The organism is Bradyrhizobium liaoningense, assembly GCF_018130825.1.
GTDB lineage: Bacteria > Pseudomonadota > Alphaproteobacteria > Rhizobiales > Xanthobacteraceae > Bradyrhizobium > Bradyrhizobium liaoningense_B.
This window is the reverse complement of sequence record NZ_JAFCJS010000003.1, coordinates 976,864-992,673: the sequence shown is the minus strand read 5'-3', so window position 1 is coordinate 992,673 and position 15,810 is coordinate 976,864. Positions and strand designations below refer to the sequence as shown.

General features: G+C 63.6%; 16 protein-coding genes. 9 read left to right on the top strand and 7 right to left on the bottom strand.

All coding sequences use genetic code 11. The features are described 5' to 3' along the window. Positions 1 to 8: 8 nt before the first annotated feature. Entirely contained in the window at positions 9 to 689 is a 681-nt protein-coding gene (folE, locus tag JQ603_RS18185) for a GTP cyclohydrolase I FolE (protein WP_212341403.1), read from the bottom strand. Positions 690 to 941: 252 nt separating this feature from the next. Here folE and JQ603_RS18180 point away from each other — a divergent pair, with 252 nt between their 5' ends. Further along, positions 942 to 1,397 (top strand): iron-sulfur cluster assembly scaffold protein, encoded by a 456-nt coding sequence (locus tag JQ603_RS18180; RefSeq protein ID WP_212341402.1) that lies wholly within the window; start codon positions 942 to 944, stop codon positions 1,395 to 1,397. 118 nt (positions 1,398 to 1,515) lie between these two features. Here JQ603_RS18180 and JQ603_RS18175 read toward each other — a convergent pair whose 3' ends face one another. Beyond that, complete coding sequence (locus JQ603_RS18175; RefSeq protein ID WP_212341401.1) at positions 1,516 to 2,415, bottom strand: hypothetical protein; 900 nt, start codon at positions 2,413 to 2,415, stop codon at positions 1,516 to 1,518. A 247-nt stretch (positions 2,416 to 2,662) separates the two neighbouring features. Here JQ603_RS18175 and yidD point away from each other — a divergent pair, with 247 nt between their 5' ends. Both yidD and JQ603_RS18165 read left to right on the top strand, forming a co-directional pair. Next, entirely contained in the window at positions 2,663 to 3,001 is a 339-nt protein-coding gene (gene yidD, locus JQ603_RS18170) for a membrane protein insertion efficiency factor YidD (protein WP_212341400.1), read from the top strand. A gap of 56 nt (positions 3,002 to 3,057) precedes the next feature. Further along, entirely contained in the window at positions 3,058 to 3,270 is a 213-nt protein-coding gene (locus tag JQ603_RS18165) for a hypothetical protein (RefSeq protein ID WP_212341399.1), read from the top strand. Here the strand turns inward: JQ603_RS18165 and JQ603_RS18160 are convergent, their stop codons facing one another. After that, a complete protein-coding gene (locus JQ603_RS18160; protein WP_212341398.1) occupies positions 3,271 to 4,485 on the bottom strand; it encodes a hypothetical protein in 1,215 nt (404 codons plus the stop codon). A 2-nt stretch (positions 4,486 to 4,487) separates the two neighbouring features. Next, positions 4,488 to 5,855, bottom strand: a complete 1,368-nt coding sequence (locus JQ603_RS18155; RefSeq protein WP_212341396.1) for an APC family permease — start codon at positions 5,853 to 5,855, stop codon at positions 4,488 to 4,490. A 319-nt stretch (positions 5,856 to 6,174) separates the two neighbouring features. Between JQ603_RS18155 and JQ603_RS18150 the strand changes: the two genes are divergently transcribed. Next, complete coding sequence (locus JQ603_RS18150) at positions 6,175 to 7,479, top strand: alpha/beta hydrolase (RefSeq protein ID WP_212341394.1); 1,305 nt, start codon at positions 6,175 to 6,177, stop codon at positions 7,477 to 7,479. A gap of 168 nt (positions 7,480 to 7,647) precedes the next feature. Then, positions 7,648 to 7,974 carry a GrlR family regulatory protein gene (locus tag JQ603_RS18145; protein WP_212341393.1) on the top strand — a complete coding sequence of 109 codons (327 nt, stop codon included), beginning with the start codon at positions 7,648 to 7,650 and terminating at the stop codon, positions 7,972 to 7,974. A 19-nt stretch (positions 7,975 to 7,993) separates the two neighbouring features. On the opposite strand, the gene JQ603_RS18140 is transcribed toward JQ603_RS18145, so the two are convergent. Continuing rightward, on the bottom strand, positions 7,994 to 8,371 hold the full coding sequence (locus tag JQ603_RS18140; RefSeq protein WP_212341392.1) for a hypothetical protein: 378 nt from the start codon (positions 8,369 to 8,371) through the stop codon (positions 7,994 to 7,996). A 92-nt stretch (positions 8,372 to 8,463) separates the two neighbouring features. Further along, positions 8,464 to 9,639 (bottom strand): MFS transporter, encoded by a 1,176-nt coding sequence (locus JQ603_RS18135; RefSeq protein ID WP_212341391.1) that lies wholly within the window; start codon positions 9,637 to 9,639, stop codon positions 8,464 to 8,466. 186 nt (positions 9,640 to 9,825) lie between these two features. Between JQ603_RS18135 and thrS the strand changes: the two genes are divergently transcribed. Both thrS and JQ603_RS18125 read left to right on the top strand, forming a co-directional pair. Beyond that, a complete protein-coding gene (thrS, locus tag JQ603_RS18130) occupies positions 9,826 to 11,868 on the top strand; it encodes a threonine--tRNA ligase (RefSeq protein WP_212341390.1) in 2,043 nt (680 codons plus the stop codon). A gap of 93 nt (positions 11,869 to 11,961) precedes the next feature. Continuing rightward, the gene (locus JQ603_RS18125; protein WP_212341389.1) at positions 11,962 to 12,525 is read left to right on the top strand and encodes a nitroreductase family protein; all 564 of its coding nucleotides are present in this window, start codon (positions 11,962 to 11,964) and stop codon (positions 12,523 to 12,525) included. Between the two features lie 34 nt (positions 12,526 to 12,559). On the opposite strand, the gene JQ603_RS18120 is transcribed toward JQ603_RS18125, so the two are convergent. Continuing rightward, positions 12,560 to 13,423, bottom strand: a complete 864-nt coding sequence (locus tag JQ603_RS18120) for a LysR family transcriptional regulator (protein ID WP_245003650.1) — start codon at positions 13,421 to 13,423, stop codon at positions 12,560 to 12,562. A gap of 217 nt (positions 13,424 to 13,640) precedes the next feature. Here JQ603_RS18120 and JQ603_RS18115 point away from each other — a divergent pair, with 217 nt between their 5' ends. Beyond that, a complete protein-coding gene (locus JQ603_RS18115) occupies positions 13,641 to 14,054 on the top strand; it encodes a TadE/TadG family type IV pilus assembly protein (RefSeq protein WP_212341388.1) in 414 nt (137 codons plus the stop codon). A 1-nt stretch (position 14,055) separates the two neighbouring features. Continuing rightward, positions 14,056 to 15,726: a pilus assembly protein TadG-related protein gene (locus JQ603_RS18110; RefSeq protein WP_212341387.1), complete on the top strand. Its 1,671-nt coding sequence runs from the start codon at positions 14,056 to 14,058 to the stop codon at positions 15,724 to 15,726. The last annotated feature ends 84 nt before the right edge of the window (positions 15,727 to 15,810 follow it).

Genomic DNA, 15,810 nt, shown 5'->3' with positions numbered 1-15,810 from the left:
TCGCGAGGTCAGCGCTGCAGGCCTCGCACCAAGGACAGGAAACGGGCCTGCTCTGCCGGATTGTCGCGGAACATGCCGGTGAAGCGGCTGGTGAAGGTGGAGGCGCCATGCTTGGCGACGCCGCGCACCGACATGCAGGTATGCTCGGCCTCGATCAGCACCGCAACGCCGCGGGGTTTCAGGACCTCGTCGATGGCCGCCGCGATCTGCGCCGTCAGATGTTCCTGGGTCTGGAGTCTCCGGGCGAAGATGTCGGTCAGGCGGGCAAGCTTGGACAGGCCGACGACGCGTTCCACCGGCGTGTAGGCGATATGCGCCTTGCCGTAGAACGGCATCATGTGATGCTCGCACTGCGAGGTGAACTCGATGTCGCGCACCAGCACGAAATCGTCATAGCCCGCGGTCTCGCCGAAGGTGCGGTCGAGCACCTCGGCCGGGCACTGGTGGTAGCCCTGATAGAGCTCGTCGAAGGCCTCGACCACGCGGCGCGGCGTGTCGAGCAGGCCCTCGCGATGGGGGTTCTCGCCGATATAGGCGAGCAGTGTCTTCACCGCCGCTTCCGCCTCGGCGCGCGCGGGGCGCGGCTGGTCGGCGCGGACGGCGGCCGCGAGGAATTCGGCAGGGTCAAGCTCGGCCGGGCGGCTCTCGAGCTGCTTGTTGGGGCGGATCGGCTTGATTGTAGCGTCCATGTCTACTCCGTTCGACGGCCTTGTGGCCGGAGTGTCACCGGCAGACGGGGCGGCAAGCCGCCGGACGCCTGAAGAGAACAGTTTTGGCGAAAAGGCCCTTCGGTCACAACGTCGATAGCGCAGATCGGGATCACCGCCGCCGCACCGCTGGACTGTTTTTCCACCAGTTCCGCCCCTATATAGGACCCTGGACGGCGCCCGCCAAGGCCGATCCGGCCCGGAAGTGGGTGTGGACGTGTTGGACCCCATCACATGCTGAACGACATTTATAACAAGCGGATCATCGAGCTGGCCGGGAATATTCCGCGCCTCGGGCGCCTGTCGGCCCCCGACGCCAGCGCGACCGCCCACTCCAAGCTGTGCGGCTCGACCGTGAAGGTCGATCTCAAGATGAGCGGCGACACCGTCACCGACTTCGCCCATGACGTGAAGGCCTGTGCACTGGGACAGGCCTCTTCATCCATCATGGCAAGTCACGTGGTCGGCTCGACTGCAAGCGAACTCCGTGAGTTACGCGAAACCGTTCGCAAGATGCTCAAGGAGAATGGCGCCCCTCCTCAAGGCAAATGGGAGGAGATCAAGTTCCTCGAGCCGGTCCGCGATTACAAGGCGCGCCACGCCTCGACGCTGCTGACCTTCGATGCGGTGGTCGATGCGATCGGCCAGATCGAAGCCAGGGCCAAGCAGCCCGCCGCGGCACAGGGCTAGCTCTCCCCCGTCATTCCGGGGCGATGCGTAGCATCGAAGCCGGAATCCAGAGATTGCCGATCGAGATTCCGGGTTCGCGCTGACGCGCGCCCCGGAATGACTGCCAAGATTTATGATCTTACTTCTGCGCCGCCGTAGCCGGCGCCGCCGCGCTGCCCGTGGGCACCACGGCTTCCGCCGTTTTGGTCGACTTGGTCGACTGCTCCGGTTCCGCACCGAACCTCGCCTGCGTCTTTGGTGCGAGTTCCGCCATGGCCGGCGCTGTGACGTCCACATGCGGCAGCACGTCGGCGACGAGATCCGTCGTCACCAGATTGGTGAGCTTCAGCTCGCCTGCATCGAGCTCATGCAGATCTTCCCAGGGCGGCACGCTGAGCGCGAGCGACAGCAGGTCCCCGGCCCCGCCCATGTCGAAGGTGTATTTGGCGAGGCGGCCGATGTCGCGTTCCACGATCATCAGGTCCTGTGCACTGTAGCTCGCGGCCTTGGCATCGTCGGCGCGGTCGCCCATCCAGATCTGATGGACGCGGACATGTGCCGCGTCCGGCACGTAGCGCTTCTTGCCGGCCAGCAACAGGAACGCGCACATGGACTCGCAATAGGCCTCGGGCGCGACCGCCGGACGGGCCGATTGCCCGCCACGGTTCTGAATACTGATGCCGACGGTTGTCAAAAGTCCGAGATTGCGGAAGCGCCGGCCGAGCGTGATCGCGTCGTTGACGGAACCGCCGCTGGAATCGAGCACCACGGTGGCACCGCCGAGCTGGCGTCCGCGCGCAAACTCTTCGAACTCCTTGGGCGTATCGGCGGTGATGATGCCGACCGCGCTGACCCAGCCGCGGCAGTTCGGCTCGCAAGCGATCCAGCTGAATTTCATCGGCAGCTTGCGCTCTTCGAGAGCGCTACCCGCTCGGGCCGACGATCCGAATGTCGCGACGGCACCGGCCAGCGCGAGTCCACAGACGGCGGTTCCCACCAACAACCAGCTGCGAAGATCAAGGGAGTTCAGAAGTTTCAATCTGGTTCCTTCCCCAAAGCCCCAAGGTCGCCAAACAATCCCCGGTAGCGCCCTCTGAGTCCATCATACAGGCGTATGTTTCTACACACCGGCGTCATAAAAATGGTATCCGGGCGAATACAGATCGTCCACAGATACTTGCTGCACTGCTCCCAGAAAGCAGGCAAAATATGGCGCGCAAACAACACCTTACAGTTCCCTGCTCCGGAACCGAGCAACCCTTCGCTTAACGTCGCAGCACACGCACATGAAGCATTCAGCCTGCGAGCATTGTTCCACTCCCGTCGAAGGCATCCTTCGCCTTCCACGGAGATTTGGTCGTGCGCTGATCTGGCTCTATCGCCACACGCTCTCGCCGCTGGTCGGATACAATTGCCGGCACCTGCCGACCTGCTCCGTCTATGGCGATGAGGCGATCGAGCGCTTCGGGCTCTGGGCCGGCGGCTGGATGACGCTCGCGCGCCTGCTCCGCTGCAATCCGTACGGCACGTCGGGCATCGACACTGTGCCGCTCGCCGCGCCGCAAAATGCGCGCTGGTATCTCCCCTGGCGGTATGCCCGCTGGCGCGGCGTCAACGCGGCCTGAGGGAACCTGAACTTTCCCTTCGCGTTGTTGTGATGCTCCCACGGGAGGAAACAACAATGCGCTGGAAAATCAGCCATCTTTTCCACTTCAGGGCTGGGGCAAATCTCAGGGTCGGCTCGCGCGGCCATGATCCCAGAACCCTCGACATGCTCGCCATCATCGCCCTGCTGGTGCTCGCGGCCGGCTCAGGATGGTATCTGGCCACGAGTCTTGCGACGCCGCCCAGCACAACGGCTTTCATCGTGCCGAGCCAGAGCGTGCACTGGTAATCAGCGGAACCAGAAGAAGCGCCCCGGCGGCGGCGGAATCGGCTCGGGCGGACGCGGCCGCTTCGGTCGCTGCGGCCTTGGCGTCGGCTCGGCGGACGAGGTTGTCTCCGCCGCCGGCGCAGTCTCGGTCCCCGGTACCTTCACAGACAACAGCAAATTCGACTCATGCATGCGCCAGCGATAGCCGACGCCGAAGTCGATCGGCTGGGCGCGCGTAAACAGTTCGGCGTAGCGCTCCTGGTAGCGTCCGGGGAATTCGCTGATCGGTCCGAGGTAACGGCCAAACGGGAAGAAGCGCCATTGCCTCGCATTGTAGTTGGCAAGCGGAATGCCTGAATCGTCCTGGACGACGGTGGCGCTGTTGGCAAGCAGCCAGTCGCGGACGACCGTGAAGTTACCGGAGTGCATGAGATAGGACGCGCTCTTGAGCAGACTGTTGCCGGGGCCGAGCGTCTCGCAGAACTTCAGGAAACCGGTCGCGCGAGCGCCGGCATTCGAAAGATCGGTCGAGAAATAATACAGCGTGCGCACTTCGCCGTCGCCGCCGACGAAAGTGATGCGAACACCGCGCGTCGCGTTCGGTCCTGGATTGTCGTTCCCCACATGCATCCCGCCCTTGTTGTCGAGCGCGACCATCTCGACGTTGCGGATGGTCTTGCCGGAGCGGGCCAGGAAGACATAGAGGATCGGCAAGGTGCCATTGACCTGGTTGGTGTGCAGGTCGACCTTCATCTGCTTGGTGATGAAGAAGGAGAAGCTCAGGATCGAGCCGAGCGAGCGCTCGACATTGTAGAGTGCGGCGCCGACCGAACCGCGCGGCAGCCGCGTCAGGTCGGGCACGGCGCCGACCGGCTCAAGCGCGCCGAGCACGTAGGTGCTGGCCTTGGAATAGAAGGCATTGGCGTAGAGGAAGTCCGGGCCGCTGAACATGTAGAACATGGCCGGCCGCGGCGCGGCCAGATTGACGTCGGCCCAGGCACGGATCTTCGATATTTGCCGCTGCTCTAGCTGGGCGAAGGCGTTGTCGAAGAATTTTGCGTGATGCTGCCAGTTGGGGTCTCTGGTCAGCGGCACCAGCGGCGAGTCCGCCGCAGGCTGCATGCCCGCGAGGAAGCGCGCCGTATCATCAAAGGTGACGTCGGCGGCACGTGCGGACGAGAAGGCCGCCGCCAGGATGGCAAGAGCGACGGCCGCAATTCTCATGGGTCGAAACATGTCTATCCGCGGTGTGATGAATTGCCAGCGGCGACCGGCCGCCTGCGGAAAACAGCATAGATCAACAGGCCCGAGAGCATGAGGAGCATCCCCGAGAGCGACTGCACCGGTCGCTCGGTCAAGAGGTAGTACATCATGAACGCGGTCACGAGCAGGAAAACCAGCGGCGTGAACGGGTATCCCCAGGCGCGATAGGGCCTGGGCAGATCGGGATCGGTGATGCGCAGCTTGATGACGCCGGCGACCGTGAAGAACGAGCAGAACAACAGCGCGAACTGGATGAAATCGAGCACGGCCTCGAAGCTGCGCGTGAACAGCAGCAGGGTCGCGACCGCGAGCTGGAACAGGATGGCATAGGCCGGCGCACCGCTTACGGACCGCTTCGAGAAGACGCGCAAGGCTGGAATGTCCTCCCCCATCGTCATCATCACGCGCGGGCCGATCCACATCATCGCGCTGATCGAGGAGATCAGGCCGACGCAGATCATGGCGCCGACGATGCGGCCGCCGAGGCTGCCGAAGATGGCGGTGCCGGCAACACTGGCGACGTCGAGCTGGCCGGCGAGCGCACTGACTGGCGTGGAATAGAGGAACACCGCATTCAGTGCGACATACAGCACGAGCACGATCAGCGTGCCCGCGAGCAGCGCACGCGGCAGGTTCCGCTGCGGCATGTTCATCTCGCCGATGATGTAGGTCGCGGCATTCCAGCCCGAGAACGAGTACATCACGAAGACGAGTCCGATCGCGAAGGGCGCGCTGACGATATGCGCGAGGTCGCCCGGCTGCGGCGTGAAGGCGATCGGCTGCGGCGCGCCGATGATGAAGCCGGCGACCAGGAAGGCGACGATCAGCACGACCTTCAAAATGGTCGAGATCAGCTGGAAGGTCGAGGAATGCCTGACGCCGGTCAGTTGCACGATCGAGACCAGCCACACCACGCCGATGGCGAGCGGGATCGGCGGCAGATCGGGAATGACCGACTTGGCATATTCGCCGAAGGCCATCGCGGCGAGCGCGACTGGTGCTGCAAAGCCCACCGTCGCCGAGACCCAGCCGGCGAGAAAGCCGAAGGCGGGATGATAGGCGCGGCCGAGGAAATTGTACTCGCCGCTCGAGCGCGGAAACATCGCGCCGAGCTCGCTGTAGGAGAACACCCCGCACAGCGCGACGATGCCGCCAACGGTCCAGAGCAGGAGGATCGAGAAGCCGGACGGGATGTCCTTGACCTGGAAGCCGAGGCTGGTGAAGACGCCAACGCCGATCATGTCGGCAATGACGATGGCGGTTGCGACCAGGACGGAGACCCCCGAACCGTTCCCGGTCAGCCGGCCAGTCCAGGGGGCGGTACCCGCATCTGATGCCGTCATCGGTCCTTAACCTCAGGCGTCACGCCTCATGGGGAGCATCGTGCAGTTTGGTCCAGTCAATTCAAGCAGGGTTAACAAGGGCTAAATGAGGCAAAGCGAATCGGTATTTTCGCACCTCCTGCGCGTGGTCATGGGCAATAAACCGGCTCAAACACCGGAAAATCCCGTTCCCCGCCCCCACAATCACGACACGATTGCATGGTCCTTTTGAGCATTCCGGATGTGGGGAAGTTTCTCCGGACACTTAACGTCGCCTAAACGCCCCTCGGTTCAATTGTCTAGAGATTGCCGATGGACGTGACTTTGGGGTCATGGGTGGATGGTCGGGGCCGTTCCGAGCATGAGAGCTGACATTCGTGCCGATCGGGCTTCGTCCGGTCGGCACGGTCGTGCGCTCCGGGTCGGCCTGATCTCAGCCTTGGTGCCGCTGTCGCTCGCGCTGGTTCAATGCGGCAAGGCGTCCGATCCGGCAGCGCTCGCGGCGAACTCGCAGGCCAACGTCCAGGTGGTCGCCAAGACCAATCCCCAACAGATTGCCAGCGCCGACACGTTCGAGGATCGCTTCCCCGCCCCGCAGTTCAGGGAGCGCTTCCCCTCCGCGAGCGAGAGTTTCCTGCAACGGCAGATGTCGGACTTCTCGCCCAAGCGTGCCGTGCAGCAGCAGCCGGAGCAGGCGCCCTACAAGGTCGCCTCGCTCGCGCCGCAAGTCCCCTACCAGCGTCCGCCGCGCGAAGACCTGACCACGCTCGTCAGCATGAAGTCGTCGGCCTTCCCCTATTTCGGCAACAACCCCGCCTCCGACGCGCCGTTCCTCAACATCTCCAAGGGCGACCGCCGCGGCCACCGCAGCTATTCGGGGCGTGTCTACTGGCAGGACGAGACCTACAGCGACAGCCGCGTGCTGGTGCACGTGCCCGAGCATTTCGACCTGCGCAAGCCGGGCGTGATCGTGGTGTTCTTCCATGGCAATGGCGCGACGCTGGAGCGCGACGTGCGCAACCGGCAGCTGGTGCCGCAGCAGATCACCGATTCCGGCGCCAATGCCATCCTGCTTGCGCCGCAGATGGCGGTCGATGCCGCCGATTCCAGCGCCGGAAAATTCTGGCAGCCGGGCGGCTTCAAGCGCTTCATGGAGGAATCGGCCAGCCATCTCGCCCGCCTCACCGGCGATCCCAACAGCGCGCGCGCCTTCGCCAACATGCCGATCGTCATCGTCGGCTATAGCGGCGGCTTCCTGCCGACGGCCTGGAGCTTAGAGGTCGGCGGCATCAGCGACCGCGTCCGCGGCGTCGTCCTGCTCGACGCCGTCTATGGCGAAATGGACAAGTTCGCCTCTTGGATCGAGAGCCACCGCTCGGGCTTCTTCGTCAGCTCCTACACCCGTTACACCGCACGACGCGACCGCGAGCTGATGAGCATGCTCAGGCAGAAGGGCATCAGCGTCTCCGAGGACATGGATGGGCCGTTGCGTCCCGGCAGCGTGGTGTTCGTCGAAACCGGCGACGGCATCACCCATCGCGACTACGTGACCCGCGCCTGGACGCGGGATCCGCTCAAGGACGTATTGGTGAAGATGTTGGCGACGCCGGCGCTGGCGCTCACCCGGGTTGCGTCAAGCCGTTAGGATATTGCGCCAGCCGGTATTTGCCCGCGTTTGCCTGCAATTGTCTCAGCCGCTGATCAAAATGTGATGTTGATGGGCTTTCGTCCCCGGGAGCCAACGGATTGCGCCCGCTACCAACGATCATAATTTGCCAGCCGAATTGCAGTTGGAATTCTGCGGAGATCGGCGGTGCGTCAGGGACTATACAAGGCCGACTTCCACACGGTGCACGGGACCGGGTGCGGCGTCGTCTATGTGATGGACGGCAAGATGCGCGGCGGCAATTCCGCTTTCGCCTTCATCGGCACCTACACGGGCGAAGGCGACAGCATCAAGGTCAAGATCTCGACCCAGCGCTACAATGATGATCCGTCCTTCAAGGCCCTGTTCGGCATCGACCGGATCACGCTGACGCTCACCGGTCGCGAGGACGGCGACACGGCGGAGTTCGAAGGCAGCGCGCTGCAAGTGCCGGGCGTTGTCTTCAGGGCCGTGCTGAGCCGGATCAGCGATTAGCCGCCCGGCTCCAAACGTCTCAGGTCTTTGGCAGCTTCGGAATGCTCTCGGCAAAGCCGTTGAAGCAGGCCAGCCGCTCGTCCTCTTCCTTGAAGAAACGGCAATCGGCGTAGCCCTTGGCCTTCGCCGGCTTCGGCTTCGGCGCCGGCGGGATGACGGCGTCGTAGCAGTTGAGACGGTCCTTGGTGCCGTCGTCGATCTCGAGGCAGGCCTGGAGCCGCGCCGCGATCGATTGCGGCTTGCCCTTCGGCGCGGGCGCGGCAGTTGCGGCCGCCGCCTTGGTCCCCTTGGGCTTGACCTGCACCAGCGGCTTGTCCCCGATCATCGGTGGCTTGTCGGCTTGCGCGAACGCGGAGGTGGAATAGAGCACCGCGGCAACCGCCAGAATCATCCTCATCTCTGTCAACTCTCTCTGGTCCCCATGACCGGCCTTCTAGCGCTGTAGTGCGCCGTTTGCCAAGCACCTTGCGCACACGAACGCGCGGGATTTCAGGCCGTCGCAGCCGCAGCCGGCCGGGGCCGGGTCAGGATCACCAGGACCAGCGCCAGCACGACGAAGCCGACCGCCACGAAGCCGATCGCATGCAGGAGCTCGCGGGCGAACAGCAGTCCGCCGGTGGCAGACCCGACGGCCTGGCCGATATAGAGGACGGAGGTGTTGAGCGCGACGGTCGCCGGCGCCAGCGGCGGCGCGGCCGCGACCAGCCGCACCTGCTGCATCGAATTGGTCGAGGCAAAGCCGAGCCCCCAGATCGCGACCGCGATCGCCATCAACGCGATGGTGCCCGCACTCAGCGCCCACGCGGTGATGCCCGCGAGCACGAGGCAGGTGAACAGCAGCGAGGTCCGGTAGGGTCCCCAGGTGTCGACGATGCGTGACGCGATGGCGACGCCAAGGAAGCCGCAAATGCCGTAGATGGCGAACACCATGCCGACCGCATCGGGGCTCGCCCCGGTCAGCTTCTTCAGCAGCGGGCCCATGAAGGTGAACACCACGAACTGCCCGGACATTTGCAGCATCGTGATCGCCAGCAGCAGCAAGATCGCCCTGCTGCGGCCGACTGCGCTCCAGGTCTTCAGATCCACCGGCGTGCCCTTCAAGCCTGCCGGCAAGCGCAACAGCAGCAACAGAAAGCTGATCCAGCCGAGCGCGCCGATCCCAGCATATGCGGCGCGCCAGCCATAGCGGCTGGCGATGAAGGTGATCAACGGCAGACCGACGGCGGCCGCCAGCGACCAGCCGAGAAAGATATAGGCGATCGTGCTGCCGCGCCGCTCCGCCGGCACGATCAGCGCTGCCGTACCGGCCGCCTGCGGCGTGTAGAGCGCGCCGACCGCGAGCATGACCAGGCGGATGACGAGCAGGCTCGCATAGTCGGGCGCAAACGCCGAGGCGAGATTGCCGAGCGCGAGTACCGCCAGCGTCGTGGTGAGCAGAGTCCTTCGCTCGATCCGGCTGGTCAGCCACGCCGTCAGCGGCGAGCCGATGCACAGCGTCACCGCGCCGAAGGTGATCAGGAGCCCGGCCGCATGGATGCTGATCCCGAGCCCCGCCGACAATTCCGGCAGCATGCCCGCCGGCGCCAGCACCGAACAGCCGGTGACGAGATTGCCGAGCATCAGGGCGGTCGGCGCGAAACGGCCGGCGGCGGGGGTATTTTCCATGCAAACGCATGTAGCGGCGGCGTGTGACGAGTTAAAGGGCACAACGCCAAATAGTTGGGGCTGCGCCGCGGGTTTTGCGCGCCACTTTCTTGGAAATGCCGGATTGCACAGGCCGAATCGCCTGATATATCGCTCGTTCCCGCTTACCTGCGCTCGTTCGCAGGAGTGAGCCTCAGGAGAAAAGCAATGACCGACCAGCCCAAATCCGAGTCCGGCTTCCAGTACAGCCTCTCCAACCTAAAGCCCGTGACCCCCGCTCCCAAAGTCACCCTCACCTTCCCCGACGGCGCCCGGCGCGAATACGACAAGGGCATCACCGGCCTCGATATCGCCAAGGGTATCTCGCCGTCGCTGGCCAAGCGCACGGTTGCGATGGCGCTCGACGGCGCGCTCGCCGACCTCAACGATCCCATCGAGGCCGACGCCAAGATCGAGCTCGTCAATCGCGACGATCCGCGCGCGCTCGAATTGATCCGCCACGACTGCGCGCACGTGCTGGCGGAAGCCGTGCAGACGCTTTGGCCGGGCACCCAGGTCACCATCGGCCCCGTCATCGAGAACGGATTCTACTACGACTTCTTCCGCAACGAGCCGTTCACGCCGGAAGACTTTGCCGCGATCGAGAAGAAGATGCGCGAGATCATCGCGCGCGACAAACCCTTCACCAAGGAAGTCTGGGATCGCGAGAAGACCAAGCAGGTGTTCCGCGACAAGGGCGAGGCCTTCAAGGTCGAGTTGGTCGACGCCATTCCCGGCACCGAGCCGATCAAGATCTACTACCAGGGCGACTGGTTCGACCTGTGCCGCGGCCCGCACATGACCTCGACCGGCAAGGTCGGCAATGCCTTCAAGCTGATGAAGGTGGCCGGCGCCTATTGGCGTGGCGACAGCAACAACCCGATGCTGACCCGCATCTACGGCACGGCCTTCGCCAAGCAGGAGGACCTCGACGCTTATCTGAAGCAGATCGAGGAAGCCGAGAAGCGCGACCATCGCAAGCTCGGGCGCGAGCTCGACCTCTTCCACTTCCAGGAGGAAGGTCCGGGCGTCGTGTTCTGGCACCCGAAGGGCTGGACCATCTTCCAGCAGCTGATCGCCTATATGCGCCGGCGCCTGACCGGCGACTACAGCGAGGTCAACGCGCCGCAGATCCTCGACAAGGTCCTGTGGGAGACCTCGGGCCATTGGGGCTGGTACCGCGAGAACATGTTCGCGGCGCAGTCGGCTGGCGATGAGGCCGAGGACAAGCGCTGGTTTGCGCTCAAGCCGATGAACTGCCCCGGCCACGTCCAGATCTTCAAGCACGGCCTGAAGAGCTACCGCGACCTGCCGCTGCGCCTCGCCGAGTTCGGCGTGGTGCATCGCTACGAGCCGTCCGGCGCCATGCACGGCCTGATGCGCGTGCGCGGCTTCACCCAGGACGACGCGCACATCTTCTGCACTGAGGACCAGCTCGCCGAAGAGTGCCTGAAGATCAACGATCTCATCTTGTCGACCTACGCCGATTTCGGCTTCACCGGCGACCTCACGGTGAAGCTGTCGACCCGCCCCGACAAGCGCGTCGGTACCGATGCGATGTGGGATCACGCCGAGCGCGTGATGGCCACGGTGCTGCGCGAGATCCAGACGCAGAACAATCACATCAAGACCGAGATCAACCCGGGCGAAGGCGCGTTCTACGGGCCGAAGTTCGAATATGTGCTGCGTGACGCCATCGGCCGCGACTGGCAGTGCGGCACCACGCAGGTCGACTTCAACCTGCCGGAACGGTTCGGTGCGTTCTACATCGACCATGACGGCGGCAAGAAGCCGCCTGTCATGGTGCACCGTGCGATCTGCGGCTCGATGGAGCGCTACATCGGCATCCTGATCGAGCATTATGCCGGCAACTTCCCGCTCTGGCTCTCGCCGGTGCAGGCGGTGGTCACGACCATCACCTCGGAAGGCGACGAGTACGCCAAGCAGGTCCTTGAGCAGGCACGGCGCGCAGGCCTCCGGGTCGAGATCGACCTGCGCAACGAGAAGATCAACTACAAGGTCCGCGAGCACTCGCTGGCCAAGATCCCGGCGCTGCTCGTGGTCGGCAAGAAGGAGGCCGAGACGCATTCGGTTTCCGTCCGCCGCCTCGGCAGCGACGGCCAGAAGGTGATGACGACGGAAGAGGCGATCGCCGCGCTGGTGGACGAGGCCACGCCGCCGGATGTGAAGCGGGCGCGGGGCACCATCTGATCCCTGAAATCGATCTAAATTCGCTTCCGGTTGCGGGCGTGCATGCTTATCTCAGCATGGCACGCCCGACGACCAGCTGAAGAGGACCTCCCCGTGCCCGACGCCATCGAACTCCTGAAGACCCGCCGCTCGGTCAAGCCGCGCGAAATGACCGGACCCGGCCCGTCGGCGGCCGAGCTCGAGACGATCCTCACCATCGGCGCGCGTGTACCGGATCACGGCAAGCTCGCGCCCTGGCGCTTCATCATCTTCGAGGGCGACGCCCGCCAGCGCGCCGGCGAGGTGATCGCGAAGGTCTTTGCCCGCAAGAATCCCGGCGCACCCGCCGCCGACGTCGAGACCGAGCGCAAGCGCCTCCTGGACGCGCCGCTGGTGATCGGCATCGTCAGCTTCACCAGGCCGCATCCGAAGGTGCCGGCGTTCGAGCAGGAATTGTCGGCCGGCGCCAGCGCCATGAACATCGTCACGGCCGCGGTCGCGCTCGGCTATGGCGCCTGCTGGCTGACCGGCTGGTTCGCCTTCGATCGCGACGTGCTTGACGGTCTCGGCCTCAAGCCGGACGAAAAGCTCGCCGGCTTCGTCCATATCGGCACGCCGACCAAGCCCAGCGAGGACCGTCCGCGCCCCGCTCTGTCCGATATCGTGACCAGATTTTAGGCCCGGAAAGCTTGCGCCTTTTGAGCTGAAGATCTCATCTCGGCTCGAAGAACAAGGATGCCAGCTGCTTCGTGAGTTCGGCCGCACGCGCGTTGCCGAGACTAGCTCTTACGCACATAATCCGGCGTATGGTCGGCAATTCAGGAAGATAATAGTCCCTGGCGACGACCACCGTGTCGGGCACCTTGCTGGCAGGCACGGCGGTGAATCCCATGCCGGCTTCGACCGCTCGCAGCTTGACCTCGAAATCGGGACTGTTGAAGACGATCTTGTATGAGATCTCGTGACGCTCGAGCGTTCGCACCATCCAATCGTCGCCAGGCCATGTCAGGATCGGAATGGGAGACCCCGGACTTACCACGAACTGCTTAGACCTGACCCAGACGAGCGGCTCTTCAATTCCCGCCACGATCATTTGGCGGACATCGCCATCCATGCGCTGATGATCAAACATGCAGGCAATGTCGAGATATCCCTCGATCAAGGCTTTGGCGAGGGTGCCGGACTGATCGACCTGGACGAAAATGCCTGAAAGATTGCCGGCACCTTGTTGCGCCTTGAAGAAATTGGTCGCGAAGAGCGAATTGAGCCCCAGCCTGACCGGCTGCGAGCGATCAGTATTGCCGGACAATCTCAGTAACTGGTCATTCGCCTCGATCATGCGCCTGGCTTGTTGCAGGGCAAGCCTGCCGAGGTCGCTGAGGACCGTCCCGGTCGAGGTCCGCTCAAACAGCGGTCCACCCACCAGATTCTGAAGCCTCTTCATCTGTGAACTGATCGCCGGCTGGCTCAGGCCCAACAGTTCACCGGCCTTCGACAGGCTTCCGGTCTCGGAGATCGCAATGGCAGTGCGCACGATTTCCGTAGGAATATTTACGTACCCCCTGCGTTGATTCATCTAATTAATTCCCCTTTAAAGTGATTAACTAGAAGTTGTTTTCGTCAGGACACACTACAACTCTGAAGTGTCGATCTAAAACAATCTTTTTATGGCCCTATAAATTTTTTGGGCCCTAGAGCTCGCAATGGCACCCGCATATTTACGGAACGATCCATACAATAAGCTGTAACGAGCATGCCCCCATCCTCGGCCACAACAAAGGGTTGAGGTCGATATGCTCAGATTCGTGCTCTGCCTGCGCGGTGCTTCCGCCGTCGAATTCGCGCTGATCACACCTCTCTTTCTATTGATGCTGTTTGGGATCGTGATCTTCGGCGGTTATCTGACGATGATTCACGGGGTCCAGCAGCTCGCCGCGGAAGCTGCCCGCTCTTCGGTCGCCGGCATCTCCGACGGCGAGCGCAACACGATTGCGACCGGCTACGTCTCCGCAAACGCCTCGACCTACCCGCTGCTGGATCCGGGCAAAATTGTCGTCAGCGCCGCTCCATCGAGCAACTCCGCGAACGTGTACGTGGTGACCGTGACATATGATGCCTCCGGCAGCATCATCTTCGCGCTTCCACTCGCACCGGCTCCCTCCTCCACGATCATTCGCTCCGCCGCGATTCCCTATGGAGGGTTCTAGGATGAAATTGGCACGGCACCTCGTGCGCCGGTTTGCCTCCGACGATCGTGGCAACGTTGCGATCATGGGTGCGATCGTGATGACCCTGGTCATCGGCTTCGCCGCGCTTGGCGTGGATGTCGGCGCGATCTTCGCCGACAGGCGCAAGGCCCAGAGCGCAGCGGACCTTGCAGCGATCGTCGCCACCGGCAACCTGAACAACGCGACCAATGCCGCCTCAGCAACTGTCGTGCGCAACAACTATCCGGCGAACGCGCTGGTCGGCGTCGAGCTTGGCAATTACACGGCCAACGCTGCCGTCGCGCCGGACAAGCGCTTTGTCACGCCCGCAACCGGAACGCCGACGGCCGCACGAGTCACCCTCGAAACAAAGACACCGCTCTATTTCGCCCGTTACATCACCGGTTCGAGCCAATACACGATCAAGACATCGGCAACGGCATCGAGCACGGCCCTCGCTTCATTCGCGATCGGCTCACGCCTCCTTGCGGTCAACGGCGGGCTGATCAACGCCGTGCTTGGATCGATGCTGGGCACAAGCCTTTCACTGACGGCCATGGACTATCAGGCCCTCGCCAACGCGCGCATCGACGCGCTCGATTTCCTCTCTGCGGTCGCCACGCGGGCCAATGTGACCGGCCCGACTTACGACAATGTCCTGACCAGCAACGTCAAGATGGCCGACCTCATTGCGGCAATGCTGACGACGCAACAGAACGCCAATGGCAACAACGCGGCCACGATCACCCTGTCGAGCATCGCCCAGGCCACATCCGCGCAGTCAACCCGGATTGCTCCGGGATCGCTGCTGGATCTTGGGCCTTACGGCAGCCTCGCAATTGGCCAGAAGCCGAGGGTCGGAGCCAGCCTTTCGCTTTTGAGCTTGCTGGCCGGCACCGCAGCCGTCGCAAATGGAACCAATCAGATCGCAACCAGCGTGAACCTCAACCTGCCGGGAATTACGCAGGTTTCAGTGGTCGCCACGGTCGGCGAACGTCCCGTGGGCTCGGGCTGGTTCGCCGTCGGCGCGCAGGGCGCGAGCGTCCACACGGCTCAGACGCGCGTCCTGATCACGATCCAGCTCGCCGGCAACGGCGGCATTCCCTCTGTCAATCTGCCGATTTATGTCGAGGTCGCACCGGGTACGGCGACGCTGTCCGGCATCTCCTGCGGCCGGCCAGACATCAGCAGTTCGACCGTAACGCTCGGCGTCACCCCGGGCGTCGTCGATGCCTGGGTCGGCAACGTTTCGATGGCCGACATGACCAATTTCAGGACCAAGCCCAATCCTCCGCCCGCCACATTGGTCAACGTAGCTGGCGTAACCATCACCGGCCGCGCTCATGCCGAAATCAGCAACACCTCGGCAAGGCAGGTCGACTTCAGCTACGCCGACATTCAGGCTCAGACAATCAAGACAGTCACCACGACAAATTTCACCTCGTCGTTGATGTCGAACCTGCTCAGGGACATGAGCCTGACGGTCACCGCCGGTCCGCTCGCGCTGCCGCTGCCCGGCGCCGGCTCAACGGTCGCCAATATCCTCTCCGGCGCCACCGGCTCGATCGATCAGATCCTCGCAGCCACGCTTGCCGCACTCGGTGTCGGAATTGGGCAAGCGGACGTATGGGTTTCCGGGGTGCGATGCGACGGTGCGGTGCTCGTCAACTGAGTTGCCGCAGTCCATCCGAGCTGGAAGTCCAGGTCGATAAATTCCTCGCGAGCGTTCGTGCCATGTAGACGCACCCTCTCAACT

Excerpts from the sequence above, each read along its gene's own strand:
- folE (WP_212341403.1), bottom strand. The coding sequence starts at position 689 with ATGGACGCTACAATCAAGCCGATCCGCCCCAACAAGCAGCTCGAGAGC.
- JQ603_RS18180 (WP_212341402.1), top strand. The coding sequence starts at position 942 with ATGCTGAACGACATTTATAACAAGCGGATCATCGAGCTGGCCGGGAAT.
- yidD (WP_212341400.1), top strand. The coding sequence starts at position 2,663 with ATGAAGCATTCAGCCTGCGAGCATTGTTCCACTCCCGTCGAAGGCATC.
- JQ603_RS18165 (WP_212341399.1), top strand. The coding sequence starts at position 3,058 with ATGCGCTGGAAAATCAGCCATCTTTTCCACTTCAGGGCTGGGGCAAAT.
- JQ603_RS18160 (WP_212341398.1), bottom strand. The coding sequence starts at position 4,485 with ATGTTTCGACCCATGAGAATTGCGGCCGTCGCTCTTGCCATCCTGGCG.
- JQ603_RS18155 (WP_212341396.1), bottom strand. The coding sequence starts at position 5,855 with ATGACGGCATCAGATGCGGGTACCGCCCCCTGGACTGGCCGGCTGACC.
- JQ603_RS18150 (WP_212341394.1), top strand. The coding sequence starts at position 6,175 with ATGGTCGGGGCCGTTCCGAGCATGAGAGCTGACATTCGTGCCGATCGG.
- JQ603_RS18140 (WP_212341392.1), bottom strand. The coding sequence starts at position 8,371 with ATGAGGATGATTCTGGCGGTTGCCGCGGTGCTCTATTCCACCTCCGCG.
- JQ603_RS18135 (WP_212341391.1), bottom strand. The coding sequence starts at position 9,639 with ATGGAAAATACCCCCGCCGCCGGCCGTTTCGCGCCGACCGCCCTGATG.
- thrS (WP_212341390.1), top strand. The coding sequence starts at position 9,826 with ATGACCGACCAGCCCAAATCCGAGTCCGGCTTCCAGTACAGCCTCTCC.
- JQ603_RS18120 (WP_245003650.1), bottom strand. The coding sequence starts at position 13,423 with ATGAATCAACGCAGGGGGTACGTAAATATTCCTACGGAAATCGTGCGC.
- JQ603_RS18115 (WP_212341388.1), top strand. The coding sequence starts at position 13,641 with ATGCTCAGATTCGTGCTCTGCCTGCGCGGTGCTTCCGCCGTCGAATTC.
- JQ603_RS18110 (WP_212341387.1), top strand. The coding sequence starts at position 14,056 with ATGAAATTGGCACGGCACCTCGTGCGCCGGTTTGCCTCCGACGATCGT.